Below are 26,861 nucleotides of genomic sequence, written 5' to 3'. Positions count from 1 at the left end.
AGCGCAGACTAGCGGTCGGTGCGGGCCATCAGCTGCGGTGCAGTTGTCGCCCCTACCCAGAGATTCATGTCGACAGCGTTCGAGACCCGGAACGGTTCCCTGCGATCGTTGAGGAACAGTTCCTCCATCTCAGCACGGTTGAACGGACGCGATCCCAGCCGGCCGAAGATGGCGATCTGCCCGCCGGTTTCATCCACGCCGCGATCGCGATCCAGCCCCTTAGAGAGCGCCAGGGCCGGGCTGGGCGTGTGCGCCCACGCGATCAGTTCCGGCCGGGGTTCGGGCGAGAAGCCGTAGAAGTTCGGCTGGCTAGACGGTGAAGTAAGCTGCACCACCTTCATCCCGTTCCGCCCGTCCGCGACATAGGCGAACAACGAGGCGTTGGTGGAGGCGACGATCACATCCTCGGCATCGTTCAACTGCCCGTCGGCGGTGAACGCTTGCTGGATCGCCGGGCGCGTGGGCGCGGTCACGTCCACGATCACCAGCCCCTGCGCTTTGGCCGCGACATAGGCATAGGTGCGGGCGACATAGACGCGGCGGGCATCGGCCAGCGGAACAGTGGCCTGCGGCACCGGCACCGGCTGCGCCAGGTTTGTCACGTCCATCAGCTCAAGCCCGTTGGCCGTCGTCACCCACAGGTAGCGGAACTGCACCGCCGTGGCGCGCGGGTCCTTGAGCGGCACGACCGAGGTGACGCGTGGATCGAGGCAGGTCTCACCGCCCTTCTCCTCGCTCGCCTCGCAGGGCTTGCCCGGCGACCAGGGCTTGGGGAGGTGGACGGTGACCAGCGCCTTGTCGGTGACGATATAGGCATAGTCACCTGCAAGCGTGATGTGCCGCGCGCCCGTCAGGACTCCGTCCGGATTGAACGTCAGCGCGCGGCGGAAGAAGTTGTTGCGGAACTCGCCATCGGCCAGCGTATCGACGTTGACCGCGATCAGCCCTTCCACCGCATCGGTGACGAAGGCGTAATGGTAGATCGGCGAGAACGGCTGCTCCTGGTTCAGATGGCGCAGTTCCGGCGTGTTGCGCGTGGGCGCGATCGCCTGGTTAGTGGGCAGCGCCATGCAGGTGGCGTTCTTCGTATCCACATGCGTGTCATGCCCCAGCGGCGAGAACGGCGCGGTGGTGATCCGTTCCGAGAAGCCCTTGTTGCTGACCGAGGCGATATCATAGGCGCGGAAGCCGCCCTTCCCTTCGGCCACGAACATGTATTCGCCGCGCATCTGCAGGCAGCGGACCGCGTCCGAGGTGCCCTTGGTGACGTTGGTGAACTGTTCGCGTCCCTTGGTCTCTTCGGAGAGCTTGCCGTCGATCACGCCGCCGCGCGTCCAGTCCTTCAGCTCGCGGCCGTTCTTCTCGACGTGCTGCTTCCAGTAGTCCGGATAGGCATAGCGGTGGAGATAGCTGCCGATCACCGCCTGCGGTTCGTCCCATTCGGTGACGCGCACCGCCTCGAACCCGCCGTCCAGCCCGAACCAGGCGTTCATGCCGACGAAGTTCACGTAGTTGGTGCCGAGCAGCAGCAGCTGCGCCATGATCGCGTTGTTATCGTCCTGCTGGCTGAGGTGGCAGTCGGTGCACTGCTTGGTCTCGTTCTTGCGGACGGTGTGCGGGAAGTGCGGCGCGAACGCCTGCGAGGAATAGCCGATCGCCGAGATCGGCGGCTGCTGCACGTAGATCCGTTCGCGGTTGATGTTGGTGGACGACAGGATCAGCGCCGAGGACGAGCGGATCGGCGCGGTGATCGCCTTGCCGCTGACGGGGTTGCCGTCCTTGTCGAACTGCACCGGATCGGAACCCGAGGTCTTGTTGCGCTGGTGCTTGCCGAGCTGGAACATGTCGTCGCGCGCGACCTGCGGGTTATAGGTCGCGTAGTTGCGGGTGTAGTCCTCTTCGTACTTGTGCGTGGTGGACTTCCAGTTCGCCTCGATCGGCAGGTGGCAGCCGGCGCACGACGTGGTCCACGACAAGTGGCAGGTGAAGCACGCCATATCGTCATCGCGGTGGGCGCGCTGTTCCTTGGGAACGCCGGTGCCGAACTTGTACACGCCATCCTGCGCGGCGGACTTCGCCATCAGCTTGGCCCGCGCCGCCTTGGGATTGAAGATCGGCTTGCCCAGATCATCGACCTTGCCGGCAAAGCGCGCGTCGACCGAATCCTTCACCAGGCTGACCCGCCAGGACAGGTTGGGATCGATGATCGAGCGCTGGATCAGCACGCGGCGCCCGTCGGCCGCCTTCATCCATTCGAACCGGCGCTGGCCGTCGGCGTTGCGCAGCAGGCTGAGGTTGTTGCCCTTGGGCGGCGCGGCGAGGTTAGACGTCATCAGCGTGGGATAGGCGTCGGGCGTGCCGTGGCAGTCCTTGCAGCCGATCTCCACCGCGTTGGCCACTTCGCCCATGATCATGCCGTTGCCGTGGCTGTCCTGCGAGAAGTGGCAATCGGCGCACTGCATGCCGAGCTGGGCGTGGATGTCCATCATGTGGACCGCCTTGCCGGGATTGTCGGGACCCGGCTCGACGAACTTGCCCTCCATGGTCCCATTGGCACCGCTCTTGCGCCACTTTTCCGGATCGTCCGGATTGACGATGTGCGCCTTGTCGGTGCCATAGCTCGACATATCGCCTTCATCGTCCAGCAGGTTGCCGCGCCGGTCGCGCTTCAGGATCGCGCGGAAGTTCCAGCCGTGGCCGTGGTAGTCCGCGAACTGCGTGTTCTTGAGCTGCGGGTTCAGGTCATAGACGTTGCGCAGGAACTCCACGTCGCGCCACAGGCCATGGGTAGAAGCCGCTTCCGGATTGCGATCGAGAATCTCGCGCGCTTCGGCCATGTTCGGGTGGAACTGCTTCTTGAAGATGCGCTGGTAGTCCGCGTCAGACATGCCCGCCGGCTTCGGCGCGCGGTTCTCCGGCCCCGGCCACATCGAATCCGCATCGGATTCGTAGTCCCACATGATGTAGCCGAGGTAGGTGTTCAGGAAGATGTTGGGCTGGTGCATGTGGCAGTTCATGCACTGCGCCGTGGGGATGGCGCGGGTGAAGGCGTGGACCAGCGGATGCCCGCGCTCGCGGTCCTGCATCGCCACCGGGCCATCGTCATGACCGCCAGCGGCAGGGGGCAGGGCATGGCCCGCCTTGTCCAGGCCCGCCGTCGCGTGGGCTTCGACCTGGCCCATCGCGTGCGTGTCCATCGATCCGTGCGGCGCGACGCCGGCAGCGGGCGAGAACGTGAGCTGTTCGGCCGAAGCGATGGCGCGCGCGCAATCGCCGGCAAGATCCTTCGAGCCGGCGGCATCGCTGGCATCGCCGGGCAGATAGCCGCCCTGCCCGCCCAGCACGGTGCCGCGCACGCGCGTCTTGTGCTCTTGCTTCGCCGCGTCATAGCTGCCGTACTTGCCGGCACGGTGCTGGCCTTCGCGCAGCGAGTTGATCGTGGGATCGGCAGTGATCGTCTGCCCGTCGCGCCCGCACTTGCCATAGTTCAGGCTGTGGCGCGGCTCGCGATCGTTGGCGTAGATGACGTGGCACGAGGCGCAGCCCGAGGAGCGGTAATCGCCCGGCTGATCGTTGGTGCCCATCTGGAACAGGAACGGGTCGTTCAGGCGCGTCTTGTGGATGTTCAGCACCGGAATGGCGACGCGCAGGCCCGTGGCGGGGCCGCGGTTCGACTGCTTGAGATCGGGGCGGCCCGGCTCGTCGAGCCGCTGGATCAGACCGGTCGAGTTGGGCAGGCCGATTTCGGGGAACTGCGGGTTGATCGTGCGACCGCCATCCTCGAACACGCGGAACACGTCCGCCGGCGGGATCGTGTGCCAGCGCGGCAGCGGATAGAGCACGGGCAGCGCGCCGCGCGCCTTTTCCTGCGGGGTGACGGTGCCCCACATCGGCTTCCCGTCCGGCCCGATTTCCTTCGACGCGGACTTGAGCAGCGCGGGTTCGCCCTGGCGGGTGAAGCTTTCCCCGAACATGTAGTTCTTGAAGGGGACGATGCCGTTGTTATAGGCCGCGCCGCCCCACAGCATCGCGCCGGTGGACATCAGCGAACGTTCCGACGCCTCGATGATGTTCATGTGGCAGGCCCCGCAGGAATCGCGGGCGACGCGATAGTCCGACGGGTTCACGAAGCGGATGAATTCCGGGCTTTCCTTGGCCAGCAGCGCGTAGGAGCGCTTGGGATTGGCCGAGGAAGGCCAGCCCCACGCCACCGGGAAGCGCGGCAGGACGTGGGCGTCCTTCATCGCGCCCACGTATTCCATGCTGCCCCGGTTCCAGCTCCGGTCCGCGACGACCTGGTTGTTGCCGCCATGGCAATCGACGCAGGAGAGCACCACCGCCGGGCTGGCGTGCATGGTCTTGTGATCGCTGGCGGTGTGGCAGCTGACGCAACCGGCGTTTTTCTGGTCGACGAAGGCCCATTGCTCCTCCGCCGTATCGCCCGGCTGGCCGCGCGGGGCCGCGGGCGCGCGGACATACTTGACCTTCTGCGGCATTTCCTCACCCGAAGCCCACAGCGCGCTGGGCACGGCCAGGACGGCGAAGGCCGCGAGCAGCCATGCCAGCGGCAGGGCGCGAAGCCGGCGAAATAGGGCGGCAGGACGGCGGAAGGCGGAAGGCTGGGTCATCAGAAGGCCAGTGTCGCGTTGGCGAGGACGGAGTAGTAGCGGCTGCCGCCACCTTCCTGCGCGAAGAGGTCACGGAAACCGCTGCCGGCGTGCAGCACGGCGCCCGACAGGCGGAACACCAGGTTCTGCGAGGCGTTGGGCCGCCAGATCGCGGAAACGGAGGTATCCCAGCCGATGCTGTTGGGAATCGAGCCCTCGTTGCGCAAGACCTGCAGGATGCGGGTGTTCTGGAACCACAGGTGGTTCACGTTGGCGGAGACGCGCAGCGTGGGCAGCAGATCGAAATCCCCCCCCACCCCGGCCAGCACCGTGCCGGGATTGAGGAAGTTCGACTGGCCCAGTTCCTTCGACGTGCGCAGCGAATTGAGAATGCCGTTGCGGCCGTTGAGCGACACCGCGCGGCCACCGCCCGCGAACGGGATCGACTGGCGAATCCAGTAGCTGGTATCGGCCCCGGCGAACTGCGGGTTCTCGAAGATGGCGTCGAAGCCGCCTTCGGTGCCGTCATAGGGATTGCTGTCGCCGCTGGCCCACAGGCCGGAAAGGCGGAAGCGCATCCAGTTGATGTCGTAGCTGGCTTCGGCCGCCGCCATGAACGCCTTGATGACGGCCGGGCGGCTGGTGATGAAGCTGTTGCGATCCTCCCCCAGCGCGGCATAGGCCTGCGCGGTCAGGTTCATCCGGCCGACGTGGCCGTCCGCCGCATAACCGATGTAGACCACGTCGTACTGGCGCGGGCGGATATCGCCGAGCAGCGCGGGGCGCGCGGGAAAGCCGTTCTTGTCCGACTTGTAGCGGTTTTCCCGGTTCATGTTGTAGGTGAGCGAGACCTGGCTGGTCAGCCCGACGAACGGGAAATCCTGGCGGTAGATGTTGCCAGTGAAGATCCAGTCGCGGCGCAGCGGCTGCGTCACGTCGTTCAGCCCGGAATTGGTGTCCTTCTCGATCCGCCAGAACGCGGCGAGGTTGAACTGCCAGCGGTTGTTGTCGCGGTTGCCGAACAGGCGCACGCCGAGCTGGTTGTCGTTGAACAGGAAGCCGCGAAAGTCCGACTGAAACGGCTGGATGCCGGCGCGCAGCGAGACGAAATCGTAGCGCTTCGTATCGAACCGGCCGATGTGATAATCGATGAAGGCTTCCTGCAGGCCGACGAAGCCGGTGGTGCGCGTGGTGCCTTTCGAGGGTTCCACATAGAGCACGCGGCGTTCGGGCACTTCGACATGGGTGATGTTGGCGCCCACGGCCACGCGGTATTCGATGACCGGCGGCTTGAACGCGGTCATGCCCTTGAGCAGCGAAAAGCCCGCGATGAAGGTCTGCGACAGCACCAGGCTGTTGCTCTGCCCGAACACGTCGATCGAATTTGGCCGCGTGGTGGTCTGGTTGCCGACGGGAATCGGGAAGGTGCGCGGCTCGATCACCGTATCGGACACGGCATTGGCGATGAAGAACCAGTCATCGCCCTTGAGGAAGCCCGGACGCTGGCCTTTCGATAGCGGATGATCGCCCTTCAGCAGCGAATGGTGGAAGGGATCGAGCGTGGAATGGCAGACGTATTCCAGCTTGGGGAACAGCGTGAACAGCGCGCGATCGCGCGCGCCGGTCTGCGGGTCCTTCTTGGGGCAGAGCGACCCCATGATGCGCCAGCGATCCGGCACGCCGACATCGAGGCCAAGCGCGCCCACGGGGCCTTCGCCATCGTACTTGTCGTAATAGGCTTCGGGCGGCGGGGCGGAAACCGCGCCGGGGTTGGTCTGGTCGACCTTGTCGGGCAGTTCCTTGTTGAAGCCGGGGCGGCGGCGTCCGTCGATCAGGGCGTCGTCCGCTTCGGTTGCGCCGCCGGGCAACGCGGGTGGTGATGCCGCCTCCGGCGCAGGTGGAGGCGCGCTGCCGCTGGCCGTGTCGGCAGGCGCGGGCGCCGACTGCATCAGCGCCACGGCCGGAACCAGGGCGCCGGGCGCGACAGCCGCCGCCGGCAGCGGTGTGGTGGCGGTAAGCACAGGCAGGAACAGGGCGGCGGTTTCGATCACAGGCCCTCGCAGACGTTCTGTTCGTTGCTGTCGAGGAACGGCGCGAACGGGCAATTCACGTAACGCAGCCGCACGCCCTGCCCCACGTTGACCACGATCGTATCGGCCCGCATGTCCTTGGGCGCGTTGCCGATCGTGCCCACACGCAGCCCGCCGTTGTTGGCGCCCAGAAACGCGATCATGTCGTCCTGATCGATGCCGTCACCGGAAATACCGATTGCGCCGACCAGCTGGCGACCGCGATAGATCGGGACCGAGCCGGGAAAGATCTGGATGCCGTTGGCCAGCCGCTTCTTGCCGTTGGGTGCGTCGGGAACGGCCGTACATTGCTGCACCACATCCTGCGCCTTCAGGGAGCCTTCGACGAAGACCGCGTGCTGGATCAGGTTCGCCTTGACCAGCGCGATCTGCAGGCCGGTAGCGAACGGGCTGAAATCGGTGATCGGGCGCGAGAGCGGGCCATTGGGCCGCCCCACTTCGCCATCGGGGAAGAACGGGCGCGAAAGGTTGCCGCCCGAACGGTCGGCAAAGGCGACCTTGCCGGTCAGCGCGGTCTGATCGCCCAGAAAATCGCGCACGCGCTGGACGAATGCCGGAATTTCGGCGTCAAGATCGCCGGTCAACTGCGCGGCGGCATTCGGCCCGGAGAAAAACGCGGCGGTGCGAGCCTTCTGGAGCGAGACATCGGTGCCGAAGATCGGCGCGTCTGGCCCGCGCACCACGCCGAGCGGCGCCCCATAGGTATCGACCATGGAGATCGTGACCTGCGCGCGGCTGTCGAGGGGGCGGCGAATCTGCGCGCGGGCGCGGCTCATCACCTTGAACGCTTCTTCCAGCACCGCGCGCACTTCGGCGGCGGTAAGCGGCTGGGTAACGTCCGCGCCATCGGTGCCGCCGCGAATGGGGTAGCGATCGTTGCCCGATCCGTCCGTCAGCACAAAGGCATCGGCGTTCGCGAACTCGCCCGACGTGGCATAGCGGTAGCCGCTGGCTTCGGTGCCATAGGCCGTTCCCGCCAGCACCACGCCGCCGGGATAGTATCCGTTCACCGGAACCAGCGTGCCCACGGTGTTGTTGATCGCGTTGAAATCGGTCTGGAGCGCGTGCAGCCCTTCCACCCGCGCGTCCGAAAAGCGCAAGGTCGAGCCATCGACCGGAATCATGTTGGCGACGATGCTGTCCGGCGGGGCAAAGCCCTGGATGCCGGCCAGCGCCATGTATTCCTCGGGATCGCCGTCCACGTCGGCGACGTTCGGGTCATAGCCATAATCGCCATCGGCCATGACGCCGATCCCGCCGACCACCACGCCGTTCTTGTAGAGCGGGAACCCGCCCGGATCGGCGGCGAGGCCCAGCGGCGACCGCTTCGGCCCGATGAACGCTGCTGCGCCCAGGTTGTTGGTAATATAGCGCGTGTTGAGGTCGGAACAGGGCAACTGGCTGAACTGCACCCCGAACAGCGGGCCGCTTTCCAGCCCCGGCGTGTTCGGCGCGGGCGGGAAATGTTCCTGCACGATCATGCTGGCCGTGCGCGTGGAAAAGGCATTGCCGCCGCTCGACAGATAGGCGCCGGTGATCGCCTTGGCGATCGCGCCCATCGTCGCTTCCACGGTCAGCCCCTGCGCATCGACTTCACGCGGGCTGATTTCCCCGGTGGCGGTGCGGCGGCTGGTGTCCATCCGCGTCAGCGCGCCGTTCATCCGGAACACCGCGAGCACGTTGCCGACCCGGTCGACCACCGCGACGATCGCCGGATAGTTGAGCGCGCGCGCCTCTCCCACCGCTTGCGCGATGATCTTCTTCACGTCGTCCGGCGTCAGCGCTTCCTGCGCGGGCGTGGCATAGACGCGCGCGCTGCTGGTGGGTGTCGCCGTGGGCGAAGGCGCGGGCGAAGAACCGCCGCCTCCCCCGCAACCGGCCAGCGCGAGCGAAAACGATGCCAGAGTCGCTACCGCCCGGTTGGCGATCACACCGGGCGCAGCCGCCTGTCGCAGGGCCAGCATTACCTTCATCCGTGCAGACTCCGGCATCAGCGCAGGCTCCGGATGCTGCGAATGGCCCCGCCCAACGCGCGGCGGAAAGCGATCGGCTGGAAGCCGTTGGGATCCCGCACCGCCGCATAGGCCTGGTTGATCTGCACGCGCAGGCCGTTGGCGGACCCGCCCGAAACCGCGCCCTGATTGACCAGGCCGTTGAGCAGCGTGTCGATCGCCATGACCGACTGCACCGCGCCTTCGTAATCGGTGAAGCGTTCCGACACCGCGTCGCTGGCGATGGCGTCCATCACCGCGAAGGTCTGTTCGCGGGTGAATGAGGCGCCGGCGAAACGGGTCGAAAGCGTGTCCGCCGCCTGCCGCAAGGCCTGCGCCGCCTGCACCGTCTGCGGCCGGCCTTCGCCCATCGCGCGGTGGAACGCCTTGCTGCGCGCATCGAACGTGGTGGCCAGATCGGGCGCGATCACCCGCGCCGCCGCCAGCAGCATGATCATGTTCTCGTCGTTGTAAGGCGGCATCCCCGCGTGAATCGGGCGGCCGGGATTGGGCATCGCCGTCACCGTCGCCTCGTCGCTGTCATAGATGCGGCGGTGGCACGAATGGCAATCGAAGAACGTGAATTCGGGGAAGAGGCCGTCACTGGCCTTGCCCGGCTGGCTGAACAGTTCGAGTGAGCGCTTGACCGCTTCCGCCTGCCCCACGGCCCACATCCGCATCCCGTTGGTCTTGCCCCCCTTGCGCTGGGCATAGTCCGAATCCTCGTTGTGGTGGGCCTGGAGCGTCGAGAACAGGTCCAGTTCGAACGAGATGCGCGGGTGGCCCGCCGCCATGATGCGGTGGGCGATGAACTGGCCCTTGCCGTCCCCGGACAAGTGGCAATCGAGGCATACTTGCGCGCGCACGCACGGGCTGGTCAGGTCGGTCATCCCCTGCGCAACGTTGCGCCCGTGGCTGGCGCCGACAGTATAGTGGGTGGAGAGCCAGCCGCCGGCATTGCCATGGCAGGCTTCGCAATCGACACCATCGGCCACGCGCACGGCACCGGGCGTCGCATGACAGCCCAGGCATTCGCGCTGCACACCGGCGGCGTCCAGCCCCATGCGGCGGACGATCGCCTGCCCGCGCGGCTCCACGATGGCGCGATAAGCCCGGCTATGCGCACCGGTGGGCGAGGATTCTTCCTGCCAGCGCAGCAATTCGTCCTGCCGCACCGGGGTGCCATCGGCGACGCTGCGGCCATGGCAGGTTGAGCCGGCACAGCTTGCCACGCCCTGATGCGCGCGGAGCGAGCCACCCGCGTTCTGGGCCTGCAGAGGCGCGGCGGGAACGAACAGGGCAGCCGACAGCGCAGCGCACGCCATCAAGACGCACAGAATCGCAGCCAGATAACCCAATCGCGGGACGGACCGGAAAGCGGTCGAAAGCCGCTTCGGATGGATCGAATTGCCCAGCATTGCCCCTCGTTCCTGCCGGTAGCGGAAAGGAGTGGAAGCTTTTGCCTCTTCACTCCACGCGAACCGGTAGTGCTGCAATGCGACCCCGCGACTGCAGACTAGGCGAGACACCCCTTCGGGTTCAAGCCCTGATTTCGCTTTGGCTCTGGCATTGAAGGCGTTTTTTGCCGCGCGACTGCTCAGGCAGGACGAATGACGATCGTCTGCCCTGCGGGATCGAAGCGCACCGCGCCGATACCGGGGGCGCTGGCGCATTCGCCGGGCCGCACGGCTTCCCCTTCAACCACCGCCTCGCCACGACGCGGCACGATCAGGCACGGCCCGGCATAGGCATCGGCCAGCGCGGCATCCGGGACGCCATCGACGCGATGCGCGGTGAAGTATGGCCCGCTGGCCAGCTCCACGGTGCCTTCCGGCGGAATCACGCGCCGCAGCGCTGGATCGAGCGGCGCGCCCCGCGCCACGGCCATCCCCCGGTCCAGATGCAACTCGCGCGGGCGGCCGTAGTCGTAGAGGCGATAGGTGATGTCGCTGTTCTGCTGGATTTCGATCAGGCTGACCCCCGCGCCAATGGCGTGGACGGTACCTGCTGGAATGTAGAAGAAATCGCCCGCCTGCACGGGATGCCACACCAGCATATCCTCGATAGACCCGTCCAGCGCGGCGGCGCGCAGGGTTTCCCTATCGACCGTTTCGCGGAAACCGACTCCCAGCGTTGCGCCCGGCTCGGCATCAATCACCAGCCAGCACTCCTCCTTGCCGCCATCGGATTCGCCCATGGCGGCCGCTTGCGCATCGGAAGGGTGGACCTGCACTGAAAGCTTTTCGGACGTGAAGATGTACTTGACCAGCAGCGAGGGCAGTTCGGGCGGCGGCACGAACCAGATTTCGCCAATGCGCGCGCCGCCATGCGGCGGTGGGAATGGGGCCGGCAGGGTGTCACGCCCCCAAGGCTTCTCGACGGATCGGGTGGTGAGCTTCATCAACCGGACCTCAACGCGTGCCGCAACCCCTGCGGGCCATCCCGCGAGCGCTACTGGTTTGCCGCGCCCGACAGCTTACCGACGAGTTGCGCGCCTTCCGGCGTGCAGACCAGCACTTCGTCCTTGTCGACCACCACGATCAGGTTTGTGGCGCCGACCACGGACACGCGCGGGCCATCGGTCTGCACCAGAACGTTGGCACAATCCTTCAGTTCCACCCGCCCCTTGATCGCGTTGCCCGCACCATCGCGCTCCAGCGCCTCGTGCAACGCCTGCCAGTTGCCGATATCGGACCAGGTCATCACCGCCGGCACCATGGCCGCACGAACGGTGTTCTCCATCACCGCGTAGTCTACCGATTCGCCTTCGATCGCGGCGAAGGCGGCCGCATCGGGATGGAAGCGATGCCCTTCCTCCACGCCCTTCTCCACCGCTTCGCGCACGGCGGCGGCAAGCGCGGGGCGATGCGCTGCCAGCTCGGCTAGGAACGCCCCGGCGCGGAAGGCGAAGATGCCGCCATTCCACGAATAGCCGCCATCGGCCAGAAACTGGCGGGCACGGTCAAGATCGGGCTTTTCGACAAAGCGTTCGACCCTGGAGCCGCCGGTATCACCGATCGTTTCGCCATGCTTGAGATAACCGAAGCCGGTTTCCGGCGCGGTCGGCGCGATCCCGAACGAAACCAGCCAGTCATCCGCCGCGAGCGCGGCCGCAGCCCGTGCCGACGCCTGAAACGCCGCGAGATCGCCGATGTGATGATCGCTGGGGCAGACCAGCATGATCGCGTCTTCGGGAAGGCGCAGCGCGGCCAGAGCAATGGCGGCGGCGGTGTTCTTGCCTTCGGGCTCGACGATGATGGCCGTCCGATCCGGATCGGGCAGCTGCGATTCCACGTGCCCGAGGTGCGCGGTGCCGGTGACGATCACCGGATCGCCAAAGCCCGCATCCGGTGGACAGCGCAGCAAAGTCGCCTGAAACAGCGTGGTGTCGCCAACCAGGGGAAGGAACGGCTTGGGCATCGCCTTGCGCGAACGGGGCCACAGCCGCGTGCCGCTGCCGCCGCACAAAACAACAGGAATTATGGTCTTCATGATACCCCGTCTTACCTGCCGCCGCTCTGCCATAACCCCAACGCCATGACAAACTTTTTCCCGGCAAGGTTACAAGGCTAAAAGAACCAATGTAGCCGATAAGCATGCCCCATGTTAGGAAACCCCGCGCGAACGCGGGCAGCAGTGCCGAAATAAAGACGAACTACACCCGCCGAATAACCATGTTACGAATTTCGGTCATGTCTTCCATCGCGAAACGGATGCCTTCGCGGCCCAGCCCTGAATCCCGCACACCGCCATAGGGCATGTTGTCGACGCGGTAGCTCGAAACGTCGTTGACGACGATACCGCCTACTTCAAGCCTGTCCCACGCTTCCAGCACCTTGTGCAGATCGCTGGTGAACAGACCCGCCTGAAGCCCGAACTTGCTGTCGTTGACTTCATCGAGCGCCGCATCCCAGTCGGTAAACTTCGACAGGATCACCACCGGACCGAATGCTTCCTCACGATAGACGTCGCTGTCGCGCGGGGCGTCTTCCAGCAGGGTCGCTTCCAGCATGTTGCCTTCGCACCCGCCGCCCGCCAGCAACCTGGCGCCGCCGGCCACGGCGTTGTCGATCCAGCCCTTGAGCCGCTGCGCCTCCTTCGCCGAGATCATCGGGCCGATGAACGTCTCGCGCAGCTTTGGATCACCAGCCACCAGCGTCTTCACTTTCGCCGCCAGCATGTCGCGGAACGTGTCGTAGATGTCGGCGTGGATGATCACGCGCTGCACGTGGATGCAGCTTTGCCCCGACTGGTAGTAGCCGCCGAAGATGATGCGGGCGAGCGCGTGGTCGAGATCGGCGTCCTTGTCGACGATCACGGCCGCGTTGCCGCCCAGTTCGAGCACCACCTTCTTCTTGCCGGCCTTTGCCTTCAGGTCCCAGCCCACGCCGGGTGAGCCGGTGAACGACAACAGCTTCAGCCGCTCGTCCGTGGTGAACAGGTCCGATCCGGCGCGGCTGGCCGGCAGGATCGAGAACGCGCCTTCGGGCAGCACGTCGCATTCGGCCAGCACTTCGCCGATGATGATCGCGCCCAGCGGCGTCATCGACGCGGGCTTCATCACGAACGGGCAGCCGACCGCGATCGCCGGCGCGATCTTGTGCGCGGCCAGGTTCAGCGGGAAGTTGAAGGGACTGATGAAGCTGCACGGCCCGATCGGCACGCGCTTCCACATGCCCATGTAGCCCTTGCTGCGCGGCGAGATATCGAGCGGCTGAATCTCGCCATAGTTGCGCGTGGCCTCTTCCGCCGCGATGCGGAAGGTGTCGATCAGGCGACCGACTTCGCCTTCTGCGTCGGCGATCGGCTTGCCCGCTTCGACGCACAGGGCATAGGACAGTTCGTCGAACCGTTCGCGGAAGCGGCCGACACAATGGTCCAGCACGTCGCGCCGCTCGAAGCTCGCCAGTTTCGTCAGCGGCTCGGCCGCGCGCACCGCGCCGGCGATGGCTTCGTCGATCACGTCCGGCGTGGCCAGCGCGGTGCGGAACGCGACCTCGCCGGTGAACTTGTCGGTCACCTCCAAGTCGGCGTTGGGCTGCACCGCCTTGTTGTTGAGGTAGAGCGGATAAACGTCCTTCAACTGCACCATATCTCGAACTCCCCCCTCCCGCTGGCGGGAGGGGCCGGGGTGGGCCTTCTCAGGAGCGGGAGTATACCCACCCCCAGCCCCTCCCGCGAGCGGGAGGGGAACAGGTTGCGCCTAAAGCGCCTTCGACAGTTCCTTGATGTCCTTGTTCAGGATCTGGTCGTTTTCCGAATAGTCGACCGGGCAGTCGATCAGGTGGACGCCCGGCGTATCCCGACAATGCGCCAGCAGTTCGACAAGGTGCGCTGCGCTTTGCACGCGATGCCCGCTGGCGCCGTAGCTTTCGGCATATTTCACGAAATCCGGGTTGTTGTAAGTCAGCCCGAAGTCCTTGAAGCCCATGTTCGCCTGCTTCCAGCGGATCATGCCATAGGCGCTGTCGTTGAGGATCAGCACGGTGAGGTTGAGGCCCAGGCGAACGGCCGTTTCCATCTCCTGGCTGTTCATCATGAACCCGCCATCGCCGCAGATCGCCATGACCTTGCGATCGGGATAGAGCATCGCGCTCATCATCGCCGATGGCAGCCCCGCGCCCATCGTGGCCAGCGCGTTATCAAGCAGCACCGTGTTCGGCCGGCACGCGGTATAGCCGCGGGCAAACCAGATCTTGTACACGCCGTTGTCGAGGCAGATGATCCCGTCATCCGGCATCGTGGCGCGCACCTGCTGCACCAGATGCGGCGGGAAGATCGGGAACCGCGCGTCCCCCGCGAGCTTGTCGGTATGCGCGACCTCCGCCTTGCGGAAGGCCAGCATGTGATCGAACGTCCAGCTGCCGGAAGGCACGATGTCCTCCTTCATCTGCCAGACCGCGTTGGCGATATCGCCGATCACTTCGATATGCGGGAAGTAGACAGGATCGACTTCGGCCGTCTTGGTGGAGACGTGGATCACGGTCGGCCCGCCTTCGTTCTTCATGAAGAACGGCGGCTTCTCGATCACGTCGTGCCCCAGATTGACGATGCAGTCCGACGCCTCGATCGCGCGGTGGACGAAGTCCCCGGCGGAAAGCGCCGCGCATCCCAGGAACCGGGGGTGGCGTTCATCGATCACACCCTTGCCGAGCTGGGTGGTCAGGAACGGGATGCCCGTCTTTTCGATGAATTGCAGCAACATCCGGCTGGTCATCGTGCGGTTGGCGCCGGCACCGATCACCAGCACGGGCGATTTCGCCGCCTCCAGCGCCTGCACCGCCTGCCGCACCGACTTGGCATCCGCGTTGGGCCGGCGGACCAGGCTGCGCTTCAGCGGCCGTGAATCGGTGTATTCGTCGGCAATGTCCTCGGGCAATTCGATATGCGTCGCGCCGGGCTTTTCCTCCTCGGCCAGCCGGTAGGCCTCGCGAATGCGGCTGGGGATGTTGTCGGAAGACGCCATCTGGTGCGTGAACTTGGTGATCGGCTGCATCATCGACACCACGTCGAGGATCTGGAAGCGGCCCTGCTTGGATTTCTTGATCGGCTTCTGGCCGGTAATCATCAGGATGGGCATGCCGCCCAGCGTGGCATAGGCGGCGGCCGTCACGAAATTGGTGGCGCCCGGCCCCAGCGTGGCGATGCACACGCCAGTCTTGCCGGTATGACGGCCATAGGTGGCCGCCATGAACCCCGCGCCCTGTTCGTGCCGGGTCAGGATCAGCTTGATCCTGTCAGAGCGGGAGAGCGAATCGAGCAGGTCGAGGTTCTCCTCGCCCGGCACGCCGAAAATGTACTCGCAGCCTTCTTCCTCAAGGCATTCGACGAAAAGATCGGACGCTTTCTTGCCAGTTCCTTCGGCCATGCAACGGTCGCTCCCAGCAGGCGCGCGCAGCCAGACGCGGACCTTTCCCCAACTCGGATACGACCCCGGACAGGCTGGCGTTGTCGTTCTGGCTTCCGCGCCTGTCCCTTGGCGTCAGGCCTAACAAACGGCAGGCGCGAAGTCACCCGGCAATGCGCGGAGACGCGCCCTTAGGGTCAGGACCCATTACTGGCGCGGTCGAGGTTTGAAGCAAAATGGCCTGTTGCAAGGAGAGAGGGCGCAGGAATATGTCGATATTTCAAGCCGTCTCGGCGCCGCAGCGGGCCATTTTGGTCAAATCCCGCAGGGACGTCCAAATGGCTTCCATCTCGAACCGAACGGCGCTTGCAAAGACGTCCAGTCTTAGCCGCGCGCCTTCCGGCCCGATATGTTCGCCATTTGGACGCCTCGATCGCGCCAGTAATGGGTCCTGACCCTAATATCCCCGCGCCAGATCGACCACGTGCGTCAGCGGTTCGCCCGCCAGGAAGCGCGGCATGTTACCCAGGAAGCGCTGCACGGAACGTTGGAACATCCGGTCCTGCGCGCGGCCCGAAAGATGCATGGTGACATGCGCGTTGGGCAGCGACCACAGCGGATGGTCCTGCGGCAGCGGCTCGGGCGTGGTCACGTCGAGAAAGGCCGCGCCGATGCGCTTTTCGGCCAGTGCGGCCACCAGCGCGGGCTGATCGACCACCGACCCGCGCGCCACGTTGACCAGCGTCGCGCTCGGCTTCATCGCCGCCAGTTCGGCCGCCCCGATCATGCCATCCGTTTCCCCCGTGGCGGGAACGGCCAGGATCACCCATTCGAATTCCCCCAGCCGCGCGCGCCAGGCATCCGGCGTCAGCACGCCTTCCCCCGGCGTGCGCCGCACCACGGTCACGTCCACGTCGAACGCGCTCAGCAGGTGCGCCACCTTCTGGCCGATCGCGCCATAGCCCAGCAGCAGCGCCCGGCTGCCGGCCAGTTCCATCTTGCCCGGCGAATCCATCAGCCAGTCGTGCCGGTCCTGCGCGCGCACCACCTCGCGATAGCCCTTGGCGATCGAGAGCATCCCCAGGATCACGTATTCGGCGATGGTGATCGCGTTGATCCCGGCGCCGTTGGTGAACGTCACCCCGCGCTGCGCCATGACATCGAGCGGGAAACCATCGACGCCGGCATAGATCGAATTGAGCCAGCGCAGCTTGCCCGCGCGGCGGATAGCCTCGGCCATGTCGCCCTTGTCGTGCAGATCGAACCAGCCGATCTCCGCCTCGGGCGCCAGATCCATCAGTTCGTCCGTGTGGCGGAAATAGCGCGGCTCGATACCGGCGGGCAAATGCCCTTCCACAAGCGGCGCCGCGAGGGCGTTCATCACGAGCACGGTCATTGACGCGGTTCTCTCCCCGGTGTTGTCTGATGACAGCGTAACGCGGAGAGTTCGTCAATGAAACTGATTCAGACGGCCGGCGCTGCCTGAACGCATGGTGGGGTGCCGCCGTTATCGCCGGACGCGTTGCACCGCCCGCATCAGCCGAGCTTCCACTCCCAGCCCAGCGGATCGCCGTCCATCGCCTCGACGCCCCGCGTCGCCAGTTCATCGCGCAGCGCGTCGGACTTCGCGAAGTCCTTGTCGGCGCGCGCAGCCTTGCGTTCGGCCAGTACGGTCTCGATCTCGACTTCGGCAATCTCCGCGCCCTTCGGCCGCAGCCGCAAGGCGGCGCGGTCGAGCGTGAGCAGGTCCAGCCCGAGTACCGCGTCCATCGCGGCGATCGCAGCCAGCTTCTCCGCCGGATCGACTTTCTTCAGCGCGATCACCTCGTCCAGCACGGTCAGCGCGATGGGCGTGTTGAGATCGTCGGACACGGCGGCATCGAAGCGTTCGAGCAACGGCGCGAACTTCGGCCCCGGCGCCGCGGCCGGACCACCGGGTGCGCGCTCTTTCAGTTGCCCCACCGCCATCAGCATCCGCTTGAGCCGGGTCAACGCGGCGGCCAGCCCCTCCCACGAGAACTCCAGTTCGCTGCGATAGTGCGCCTGCAGGCACAGCATCCGGTAGGCGAGCGGGTGATAGCCCCGGTCTATCAGCAGTTGCAGCCGCAGGAACTCGCCCGACGACTTGGACATCTTGCCGGACCGTTCGACCAGGAAGTTGTTGTGCATCCACACCTTCGCGCCGGAATTGGCCGGCACGTCGAGCCCGTTGGTGCAGCAGAACGCCTGGTTCTGCGCGATCTCGTTAGGATGGTGGATTTCGCGGTGATCGATGCCGCCGGTGTGGATGTCGAACGGGAAGCCCAGCAGCTTGCCCGACATCACCGAGCATTCAAGATGCCAGCCCGGCGCGCCGCGTCCCCACGGCGAATCCCATTCCATCTGCCGCTTTTCACCCGGCGGCGTCCTGCGCCAGATGGCGAAATCGGCCTGGTGGCGCTTGCCGTCGACCTGTTCGATGCGGCCTTCGCCCTCTTCCGTGGCGGCGCGGGCCAGCCGGCCATAGTCGGCCACGGTCGAAACATCGAAGTACAGGCCGCTCGGCAGTTCGTAGCAGTGCTTGTCCGCGATGCCTTCGGCGAACGCGATCATCTGCGGCACATAGTCCGTGGCTATCGACCAGTGCGCCGGCTGGCGGATGTTGAGCGCGCGAATGTCGGCCCAGTAGGCTTCGGTATAATGCTTCGCGATGTCCCAGATGGATTGGGCGCTGGCGCGCGCCATCTTCTCCATCTTGTCCTCGCCCGCATCCGCATCGTCGGTCAGGTGGCCGACATCGGTGATGTTGATGACGTGGGTGAGCCTGTAGCCCTTGTAGCTCAGCGTCCGCCCCAGCACGTCGGCGAAGACATAGGCGCGCATGTTGCCAATGTGCGGGTAGTTGTAGACCGTCGGCCCGCACGAATAGACCCGTGCCTCGCCGGGGTGGACCGGCTGGAATTGCTCAAGGCTGCGGGTCAGGCTGTTGAACAGCGTGAGCGGGGCGGATGGCGGGGTGGGTTGCATGGGCCATGCCCTTGCCCCGCCCCCCGCCATCCGGTCAAGCGTCTCCGTTCAGGCCACTCCGCTCAAGCCCCGTCATTCAAGGCCGCGCGCAGTTTCCGCCCTCTTCGCGACACTGGCCGTCGCCCAGCAGGTCATCGTTGCCCGTGCCGGTCACCGGTTCGTCGATCAGCGGCGCGAAGCCCGGAGGGGTGATCTCGTTGATCTGCACCAGCGGGCTCTGCGTGAAGCTGTCGGCCGTGGGCACCGTGTTGGTGCCCGGAGGCGGATCGAGATAGGTGACGATCACGTTGCGCACGTCGCCATCGTCGACCCGCTTCGGCGTGCTGTCGCACGATCCCGGATTGGCCAGCAGGCACCCGTTCACGGTGGAGCCGGTCGCAAAGGCGCCATTCACGGAAATCCGCGGAATGGCGGCAAGGCCAGTCTGACCGCCGACGATGCCGTTGATCGCGATCTGCATGGGCGCCTGCGTCCCGCCCGCGCGGATGGTCAGCGCATCGACCACCAGCCCGCGCCGGTCGTCATAGGCGGTGCCGGCCGCCGTGTTCTGGACCAGGAACCGCTGGCCCACGCCAACATCCAGCGCGCCCGCCTCGATCACGGTGCGGCCGGCGGCTACGCCGTCGTTGGCGTCCAGCCGCTTGCTGATCGCACCGAGATCGGTGAGGTCCGCAATGGCTGCGCGCGCCGCGCCCGTCACCGCGACAAGGCTCGCGCCCGAAACAGACAGCGTGCCCCCACGGCCCTGCCCTTCGAGCAGGCGGATCGAGCCCGTTGCCGCGTCGATGAACGTGCCACCGCTGGCGTCGATCGCCAGCGTATTGCCGGCCATGCCGTTCATCGTCACGGCGCCACCGAACGAGGCCGTACCCGCCGTAATCAGCCGTAAGGTGCCGGTCGCGCCGATCTGGCCATCCGTGGACACGCCGTTGGCCGCAACGGTGCTGCCGGCCGTGCCGGTAAGCGTGCCGACCTGGAGCGAAGGTCCGGCATTGATCGTCAGATCGCCGCCCGAATGGATGTTGCCGAACTCCGCGTTGGACAGGCGATAGCCGGTCTGGCCGGTCAGCCCGTCGCCCAGCAACATGCCCGACTGGCCGTTGTTGATCAGCGTGATCGCGGTGGTGCGCGCCGCTGTGCCAAGCACGCCCTGCGTGCCCAGATCGAGGTCGGCCGACCGGAACGTGATGGTCTGCCCCACCGCACGCTGGCTGACCGCGATCAGCCCTTGCGCCGTCACGTCCAGCGCCGAGCCCGCATCGATGATGCCGCCACGGATGTCGCCACCGATCAGGGTGATCGAACCGGTCGCCTGCATCGTGCCGAAGGTCAGCGAGATCGGATCGATCAGGATGTTTCCGCCAGATGTTGCGCTGCCGATCTTCGCCGTATTCACCACCGTCAGCGTCAGGTTTCCACCGGCGGAAAGGCTGGTCACGTCAAGGTCGTGGGCGGTGCCCACCAGCGTCGTGCCCGCGCTGATGCCCGCGCCGGTGAGGCCGCCGGTCGCCGTCAGATTGACCGCACCCGTCCCGGAAATCGTGCCGAGATCAAGCGCCGTACCGCTGATGGTGATGTTGCGCACGCCGGTCGTGGCGCCAAGCCGCACGCTGCCGCTGGACAGGAGATCGACATCGCCGTTGGACAGCACAGTGGAGCCGATCGCGATCGGGCCGGTAGCCGTGATCGCCGCATTCCCGCCGATCGACAGCGTATCGAGCACGGTGAAGGCGCCCGGCGTCACGAAACGGGCCGTCGGCGCCGCATGGTAGCCGGTCAGCGTGCCGGTCGCGATCAGGCTGCCGGCAGCAATGTTTCCGCCAAAGCCCAGCCCGATGTCCCCGGCCGTGGCCTGCACGATCCCGTTGCCCGATAGATCGGTCGCGCCCGACAGGTTCAGCGATCCGGCGGTCAGGTTCGCGCCGGTGAGGACGATACCCGCGCCGGTCGATTGCAAGTCTATCGTGTCAGCGATGTCGGCGGAGCCGCCGTCGAACGCCAGTGTGCCACTGGTACGGATGTCGAGCGTGCTACCGTTGAGCGTGCCTTCGCCCAGGAAGCCGAGAGGCGCGCCGCCTTCGCCCAGACCGATCGCGATGGCATTGGCCACGTTGACGTTGCCCAGGCAGATCGAGCCGGTTGCGCAAGCGCCCGGTTCGGGAGCGCTTGCGGGCGCGGACGGGGAGAGCACGTCGGCCGAGAAGTTGCCGCCGAAGAAGGACGCGCCCCGCGCATCGATCGTTTGCCCTTCCAGCCGGATATCACCGCCTCCGGCGTCAACCGACGTGCCGGCGCCGACGAACAGCGTCGTTGCCGGCACCGACGGCGGGTCGGTTGGCGGCGGGAAATTGGTTCCGGCCGAAAGCGTGATGCCCGGCGTACCGCTGACCAGCCCGCGAAGCGCGCCGCCCACCTGGCGCTTCTGCCCGGACGTGCCGGTGTTCGCCAGCAGGCTGTTGTTCTCGGCGATCCGGATATCGGCGCCGCTGCCCATGTATATGGTGGAGCCGGCGGTCACGCTGTTGCCAGCCGGCATCCGGATGTCCCGCCCGGCGCGGATGTCGACGAAATCAGACGCGACGATAGAGCCACCGCCGTCTTCCTCGCCCAGGATCACGTCGGCGGGGTTGGAAAAGCCGAAGGGCGTGCCCGCGTTCACCTTCACGCTCTCGCCCGAGGCGTTGCGGACGAAGATGTCGCCGCGCGAGGTCAGGCTGATCGCGCCGCCTGCGGTATAGGCACTTCCGGTGCCGCCACCGATGCCGCCGCTGGCGTATATGTCGATCGTGGTGCCCGCGTCGATCCCCGCATGATCGGAGAGGAACATGGAGTAAAAATTGTTGGAATAGATCGACCCGTCCGCCTGAAGGACCGTGCAGGTCACGGCCTCGCAGCCGAACGAATACACGTTCACGCCACCATAACTAGACCCACTACTATAGAGCGAAACGTTGCCAGCGCGAACAAGGCCGTTATTATATGCGAGAAAATCGACCGAACCCGCGCTATTGATCTGGAGGTCTTGCGCAACGCCAATAACGCTCCCATCCGACAGGATCGAGACTTGTGGGTAATAGTTTGCTCCATAGCCGTCCGCGTTCACGGTCAGCGAATCGAAGTTCATGGTGCCGGTTTCGGCGGCGCCATGGTTTTCAATGGAAACGCCGCCGGCACCGTAGTTGAACAGAAACGAAGAGTTGTCCTGCACCAGGGCGCTTGTAACATCGATCGTCGTGTTGCCAGCGGAGAACGTGCTGAAATTGCCCTGGCTATCCTGCCCGGCGGCAATATGCACATGCCCCCCCGTCGGCCCAACGTTGCTCGAACCAGGGTTAATACCGCTGACCCCCGGCGGAATCGGCTGCGCCGGTGGCGGGGGATTCGATCCCGGTCCGCCCGCTCCGGGAGACCCGCCGAAGCCCAGCCACCGCGTGGTGCCTGTCAAATCGAAGCTAACATCCCCGAAATCGAGTGTCGTACCGGCAATGGTGATATCCACATTGCCGCCGACACCGGCATAACCGGTTCCGCCCTCGCCGCCATCGCCACCACGGCCGCCGATCGCGCTGTTGTTCGCTCCATTGCCGCCGTTGCCACCGCCGGAGCCGAAGCCGGTCGCGATGAAATCGGTCTGGCCATACAATCCCAGGTGCAGCGTGCCGCCCGTATTCCCGGTGATGGAGATCGAGCCACCATACGCTTCGCCGCCGTCACCACCACGGCCGCCGGCCCCGCCGTTGCCATTAACCCCCGACGTGCCCGCGCTGCCGATGCCCGAGATCGCGTTGGCCTGGAAGGTGGCGCGCGTTTCCTCAGCAAAATCGATCGTGCCGCTGTCCACGGCGCCGATCAGGATCGAACCGCCGGTCGCTGAACCGCCGTTCGCGCCCTTGACACCTGCCCCGGTCGTCAGATCGTTGCCCTGCGACGAACCGCCGTCGCCGCCTTCCCCGTCAGCCGTCAGAATGATCCGGTCCGAACGGATCAGCGAACCCTCATCGGAGGCCTGAAGCGATATTGCGCCGCCCTTGCCGGCGCCACCGGCGCCGCCGATCGACGGGCCGCGGCCGAAGTTATTGTCGATAAACAGCGCGCCGCCGCCGCTGCCGCCAAAACCGGACGATTCGAAATCCGCGAAGTTCAGGTTGATCAGCCCGCCTGCAGACGCGCTGATGGCCAGCGAGCCGCCTGTCGCGTCGCCGCCTTTTCCGCCGTTGCCGACCGAATCCGCGTTGAACACAGCACTGTTGCCGCCATCTCCGCCCTGGCCGCCATAGGCGTTGGACAGCAGCGCATAGCTGCCTTCACCCGACGTCAGCGTCAGGCTGGAAAGCGTGCCGGCCTCGATCGAGATCGTACCGCCGGTAGCCGAGCCACCCGCGCCGCCGTTGCCGGCGACGATGGTCGCGGCCGCGGCATCGCCGTTGCCGCCCCGGCCACCATAGCCGGCCGAGGCCTGCACGTTGGCCGACAGGTTGGCGACAGAGGTCGACGTGCCATCGGTGTTGATCACCAGTTCTGCCCGCCCGCCGGTCGCATCGCCGCCGGTGCCGCCGTCGAATCCCTTGCTGCTATTGCCACCATCCCCACCGAAACCGCTTGCGGACAGGCGCGGACTGCGCAGCGTGACGGTGCCGGCGTTCACCTCGATGCGCGCCGTGCCGCCCGTGCCCGCGCCGCCGGCGCCACCACCGGCACCGCCGGTGAAGGCGCTGGCACCGCTTTCGCCATAGCCATCGGCGTTGACCTCGATGCTCTGGACCGTGCCGCTTTCTGTGGTGCCCGTGAAATCGTTTGCGATAGTGAAAGTCGCCGTGCCGCCAACACCATCGCCGCCCCGTCCGCCGCCGCCGGGAATACCGCCGGAACCACCCGAGCCGCCCGAACCGTAGTAAGACGATGAGTAGTCGCCCGGCAGGCCGCCGCGAGCTGAACTGTCCAGCAAGGTACGCGTGGCATCGAACTTGCCCGACGTGATCGTCAGTTCGACCGTGCCGCCCTGCGCCGCGCCGCCATCGCCGGTGATCAGACCGGCGTTCGCGGACGATCCACCGCTGCCGTATTGATAGATGTTTCCGCCCTGTCCGCCCTGGCCGGCTGCGGAAAGGGTAACTTCCAGGTTCGTTGGGTTGTCTGGATCGTCCGGCAGGTCGATCAGTTCGCCCCCGTTCACCAGCAGCGATACCGTGCCACCCTGACCATAGCCACCCGTGCCGCCCTTGCCGGGCGCGGTATCCACCGTTCCGCCCTGGCCATAGCTTTCGGTGGAATAGCCATCGAAATAGTCGGTATTGCCTTCGGCCCGCAGCACGACCGCATTGCTGGCGAGCGAGCCGCCGTTGAGCGTCAGGCTGGCATTGCCGCCCACGCCGGCGCCGCCGTTGCCAGCGTCGATCCCGGCATAGGAGTCCTGATACGAACCCGCCCCGCCGCGTCCGCTCGCCTCGATCGTGAGGCTGGCAATGCTGGACGTGCCGCCGTTGACGGTGAGCGAAGCGGTGCCGCCCGTACCCGCCCCGCCATCGACCGGGGTGGTGAAGCCATAGCTGTCGCCCTGCCCGCCAAAGCCGTTGGCCGAGATGGTCAATGTATCGATCGTCGCGGTGCCGTCGTTGATCGTGAATTCGGTCGTCCCGCCAACGCCTTCGCCCCCGTGCGGATGGCCGGAGGAAGGCGGAGCAGCGAATGCCGAAACCGTGCCGCCGGACAAGGCCGCGAAACCGAGATTGCGCACGGCGGTGCCAAGGCTGTCAAGCGTGACCGATCCCGCCGTCAGCGAAGCGTTGAAGCCATCGAGCGAGAGGGACACATGCCCGCCGGTGCCGAGGCCCGACCGCGCACCTCCGCCATAGTTGTACCCCGCATAGCCGGAGGACGTAAGCGAAAGGGAATCCGTCGAAAGCGACGAATCCTCGATCTGCAACGTGATGTCGCCCGCGGTGCCGTTGCCGGCGCCGTCCAGATCCTCCGCGCCGGTTGCTTCGGTGGATGCGCTGAGCGCGCCAGAGAGAGCAATGGCGCTGCCACCGCTGGCCGTGATGGAGATGTTGCCCGAAACGGCATCCGTGGCGGCGCTGCTCGTCCCGCTCGCACGAGCGCTGGCCGAAAAGTAAGACGAATCGATCGTGCTCGCGCCGCTGACGTTCACCACGATGTCACCGGTGCGCGATGCGCCCGCGAACGGCGACGTGCTATTTGTGTAGAGCGAGATGCCCTGCGGCGTATCCAGCGTGGAACCGTTGGTCAGAGACAGCCGCAGCGTGTTCGGGCCTATGGGCTGGCCGGTCTGCGGGTTGACGGCGCCTGCCGTCGCCGACAAGGAACTGTACAGCGACAGGCCGTAGTTCGAAGCATCATCGAATGTCAGATGCGCTGCGTCCAGCGCGAGCGAGACATCGCCGACGGCAGCGGATTTGCTGGCCGAGGCATCGTTAGACAGGCTGAGTCCGCCCAGGCTGAAACTGCCGTTGGCGAAGCTGGCGGAAACGCTTCCGGTGCGGGCATCGTAGAGGACGTTGTCGCTTCCCAGCGCGGTGCTGGAGCCGGCTTCCAGGAACGTGGCGCCGGCCGCGAAGATGCCATCCGCCACGTTCAGCGAAACGTTGCCCGCGCTCGACCCCGCGCCCGCGACCGGAAGCGTATAGATGTAATAGCTAGACGGGCTGTCAGGCCTGCCCAGCGCTTGCAACCGCAGCCACTGCCGATCGCCATCCGGGCCGATCTCCACGCTGGAATTGACGCCGCTCTGCGTGAAACTGATGGTCCCGGCGTCGGAACGGCCGAAGTTCAACGCTCCCGCGCCACCATAGGCGTTGGCAGCCAGAAGCGCCTGGCCGGTCACGGCAAGCTGGCCATTGGTGATCGTGGTGGTGATCGAGCCGCCACTGGCGTCCTTGCCGGTGCTGCCCGCCAGGAATTGCTGCGGATTCTGGGGATCGAATTCGATGCCACCCTTGCCCGAAACATCCACGTTGAGATCGCTGCCGACCGCCAGACGCCCCCCGCCGGTGAGGGTTATGGTCGCCGAGCCGCCAACCGGGCCGGTCGTGGCGTCGATCTCCAGAATGCCGCCGGTGCTGATCTGGTGGCCCGCCGCGGCCGAAAGCCCGACCGCGTTGCGCGCGCGCAGGGCGACGAGCTGAGTGGACTGGAAGTTCGTGGACGAGGCGGTGGCATCGACATCAATGCGGTCGCTGGCCGTCGCGAGGACCTGGTTGGACGTGGTGAGCCCGGAGACGGATATCCGCCCGCCCGCTGCCGCCGGAGTCGCGGGGAAGTTCACGTTTCCGCCCGACACGTTGTAACCGGCGGACAGCGTGATCGTGCCATCGATTTCGCTGTTGGCGGCAACGGCGGGCGCATAGCCCAGCGAACCCGACACCAGCATCGTGGTCACATCGTTCTTGGGCACGGTGACCAGATAGATCCCGTGGTAGGGATCGCTGAAGGTAGCGGCCGCACCGGTGGTGGTGCCGGTATGGACCACGCCGTTGGCATCGGTGGTGCCGGTATCGACCGTGATGTTGAACAGGCCGTTGTTCACCGTCAGCGTCGCGGCTTCGGCCCCGACATAGGCGACCGCCCCGTTGGCGCTGACCGTGCCGCCCTGCACCACGCGCGGCGCAACCAGCGCCACATAGCTGCCCGGCGCCACCGTGGTGATCTGCGCGCCATTCTGCACCGTGATCGAAGCGCCAGCGTTCGGCGCCTGCCCCAGGGTGATCGCGCCGTTCGCTCCCGCGAACTTCTGCCCATCGGGATTGCCGGTATTGATCGTCACCGGGCTGGCCGTCAGCAGCAGGCTGCCGACGTTGAACGCGCCGGAGGAGCCGACCACCCAGCCGGTCGGGTTATAGAACCAGATGCGGCCGGCATCGCCGGAATTGACCGTGCCGTTGATCTGCAACGGCGATGCCCCCGCCGCGGACGAACTCACACGGTTGAGCACGGTATAGGCACCGGAAACGCTGGTATCGGCATTGAAGGTCAGCGTGTTGCCGGTGGGCAGGAACACCCCGCCCGCGTCGGTCGCCGTCCAGTCCACCAGCGCGTCGTGCGCGTTCACGGTGATCGTGTCGCTGCCGGCCGCACGGACCGGCGCGTTGGCCCCGAATACGACCGTGGGCGCGCCATTGACGGCTTGAGCCCAGGCCGGCCCGGCCAGCGGAATGGCGTTGATGATCAGCGCCGCCGCGCCGGTCGATGCGCCGGCGAGCAGCTTCTGAAGAACCCGGCGCGTGCCGGCCTTGCGGGAAGCCGGAGCGTTGCGCCCCGCGTGGAGTGCCGATTGAACCATGGCCTTGCCTTCCGTTCGCATCTG

At 66.1% G+C, this 26,861-nt stretch carries 11 protein-coding genes; all 11 read right to left on the bottom strand.

Translation table 11 applies throughout. The annotated features are described in order from the left end of the window. Nucleotides 1-8 precede the first annotated feature (8 nt). The 11 genes from F1640_RS16585 to F1640_RS16535 all read right to left on the bottom strand — a co-directional run bounded on the left by F1640_RS16585 (nucleotide 9) and on the right by F1640_RS16535 (nucleotide 26,837). The gene (locus tag F1640_RS16585) at nucleotides 9-4,628 is read right to left on the bottom strand and encodes a multiheme c-type cytochrome (protein ID WP_194920190.1); all 4,620 of its coding nucleotides are present in this window, start codon (nucleotides 4,626-4,628) and stop codon (nucleotides 9-11) included. Next, nucleotides 4,628-6,556, bottom strand: coding sequence for a hypothetical protein (locus F1640_RS16580; RefSeq protein WP_255530582.1), 1,929 nt, complete (start codon nucleotides 6,554-6,556; stop codon nucleotides 4,628-4,630). The genes F1640_RS16585 and F1640_RS16580 overlap by 1 nt, the downstream gene beginning before the upstream one ends. 98 nt (nucleotides 6,557-6,654) lie before the next feature. Beyond that, a complete protein-coding gene (locus tag F1640_RS16575) occupies nucleotides 6,655-8,670 on the bottom strand; it encodes a heme-binding protein (protein ID WP_375336205.1) in 2,016 nt (671 codons plus the stop codon). A 17-nt stretch (nucleotides 8,671-8,687) separates the two neighbouring features. Further along, entirely contained in the window at nucleotides 8,688-10,013 is a 1,326-nt protein-coding gene (locus F1640_RS16570; protein WP_255530581.1) for a cytochrome c family protein, read from the bottom strand. Nucleotides 10,014-10,285: 272 nt separating this feature from the next. Further along, a complete protein-coding gene (locus F1640_RS16565; RefSeq protein ID WP_255530393.1) occupies nucleotides 10,286-11,089 on the bottom strand; it encodes a class I mannose-6-phosphate isomerase in 804 nt (267 codons plus the stop codon). A gap of 50 nt (nucleotides 11,090-11,139) precedes the next feature. After that, nucleotides 11,140-12,180: a mannose-1-phosphate guanylyltransferase gene (locus F1640_RS16560; protein ID WP_194920185.1), complete on the bottom strand. Its 1,041-nt coding sequence runs from the start codon at nucleotides 12,178-12,180 to the stop codon at nucleotides 11,140-11,142. 163 nt (nucleotides 12,181-12,343) lie between these two features. Continuing rightward, the gene (locus F1640_RS16555) at nucleotides 12,344-13,780 is read right to left on the bottom strand and encodes an aldehyde dehydrogenase family protein (RefSeq protein WP_124807986.1); all 1,437 of its coding nucleotides are present in this window, start codon (nucleotides 13,778-13,780) and stop codon (nucleotides 12,344-12,346) included. A gap of 111 nt (nucleotides 13,781-13,891) precedes the next feature. Then, nucleotides 13,892-15,556: an acetolactate synthase large subunit gene (locus F1640_RS16550; RefSeq protein WP_194920183.1), complete on the bottom strand. Its 1,665-nt coding sequence runs from the start codon at nucleotides 15,554-15,556 to the stop codon at nucleotides 13,892-13,894. A gap of 436 nt (nucleotides 15,557-15,992) precedes the next feature. Then, nucleotides 15,993-16,931 (bottom strand): D-2-hydroxyacid dehydrogenase, encoded by a 939-nt coding sequence (locus F1640_RS16545; RefSeq protein WP_194920181.1) that lies wholly within the window; start codon nucleotides 16,929-16,931, stop codon nucleotides 15,993-15,995. 140 nt (nucleotides 16,932-17,071) lie between these two features. Beyond that, entirely contained in the window at nucleotides 17,072-18,541 is a 1,470-nt protein-coding gene (gene cysS, locus F1640_RS16540; RefSeq protein ID WP_194920179.1) for a cysteine--tRNA ligase, read from the bottom strand. 76 nt (nucleotides 18,542-18,617) lie between these two features. Beyond that, nucleotides 18,618-26,837 carry a hypothetical protein gene (locus F1640_RS16535; RefSeq protein WP_194920177.1) on the bottom strand — a complete coding sequence of 2,740 codons (8,220 nt, stop codon included), beginning with the start codon at nucleotides 26,835-26,837 and terminating at the stop codon, nucleotides 18,618-18,620. Nucleotides 26,838-26,861: the final 24 nt, after the last annotated feature.

Source organism: Novosphingobium sp. NBM11 (assembly GCF_015390225.1).
Classification (GTDB): Bacteria; Pseudomonadota; Alphaproteobacteria; order Sphingomonadales; family Sphingomonadaceae; genus Novosphingobium.
This window is presented reverse-complemented; position numbering and strand designations above follow the sequence as displayed.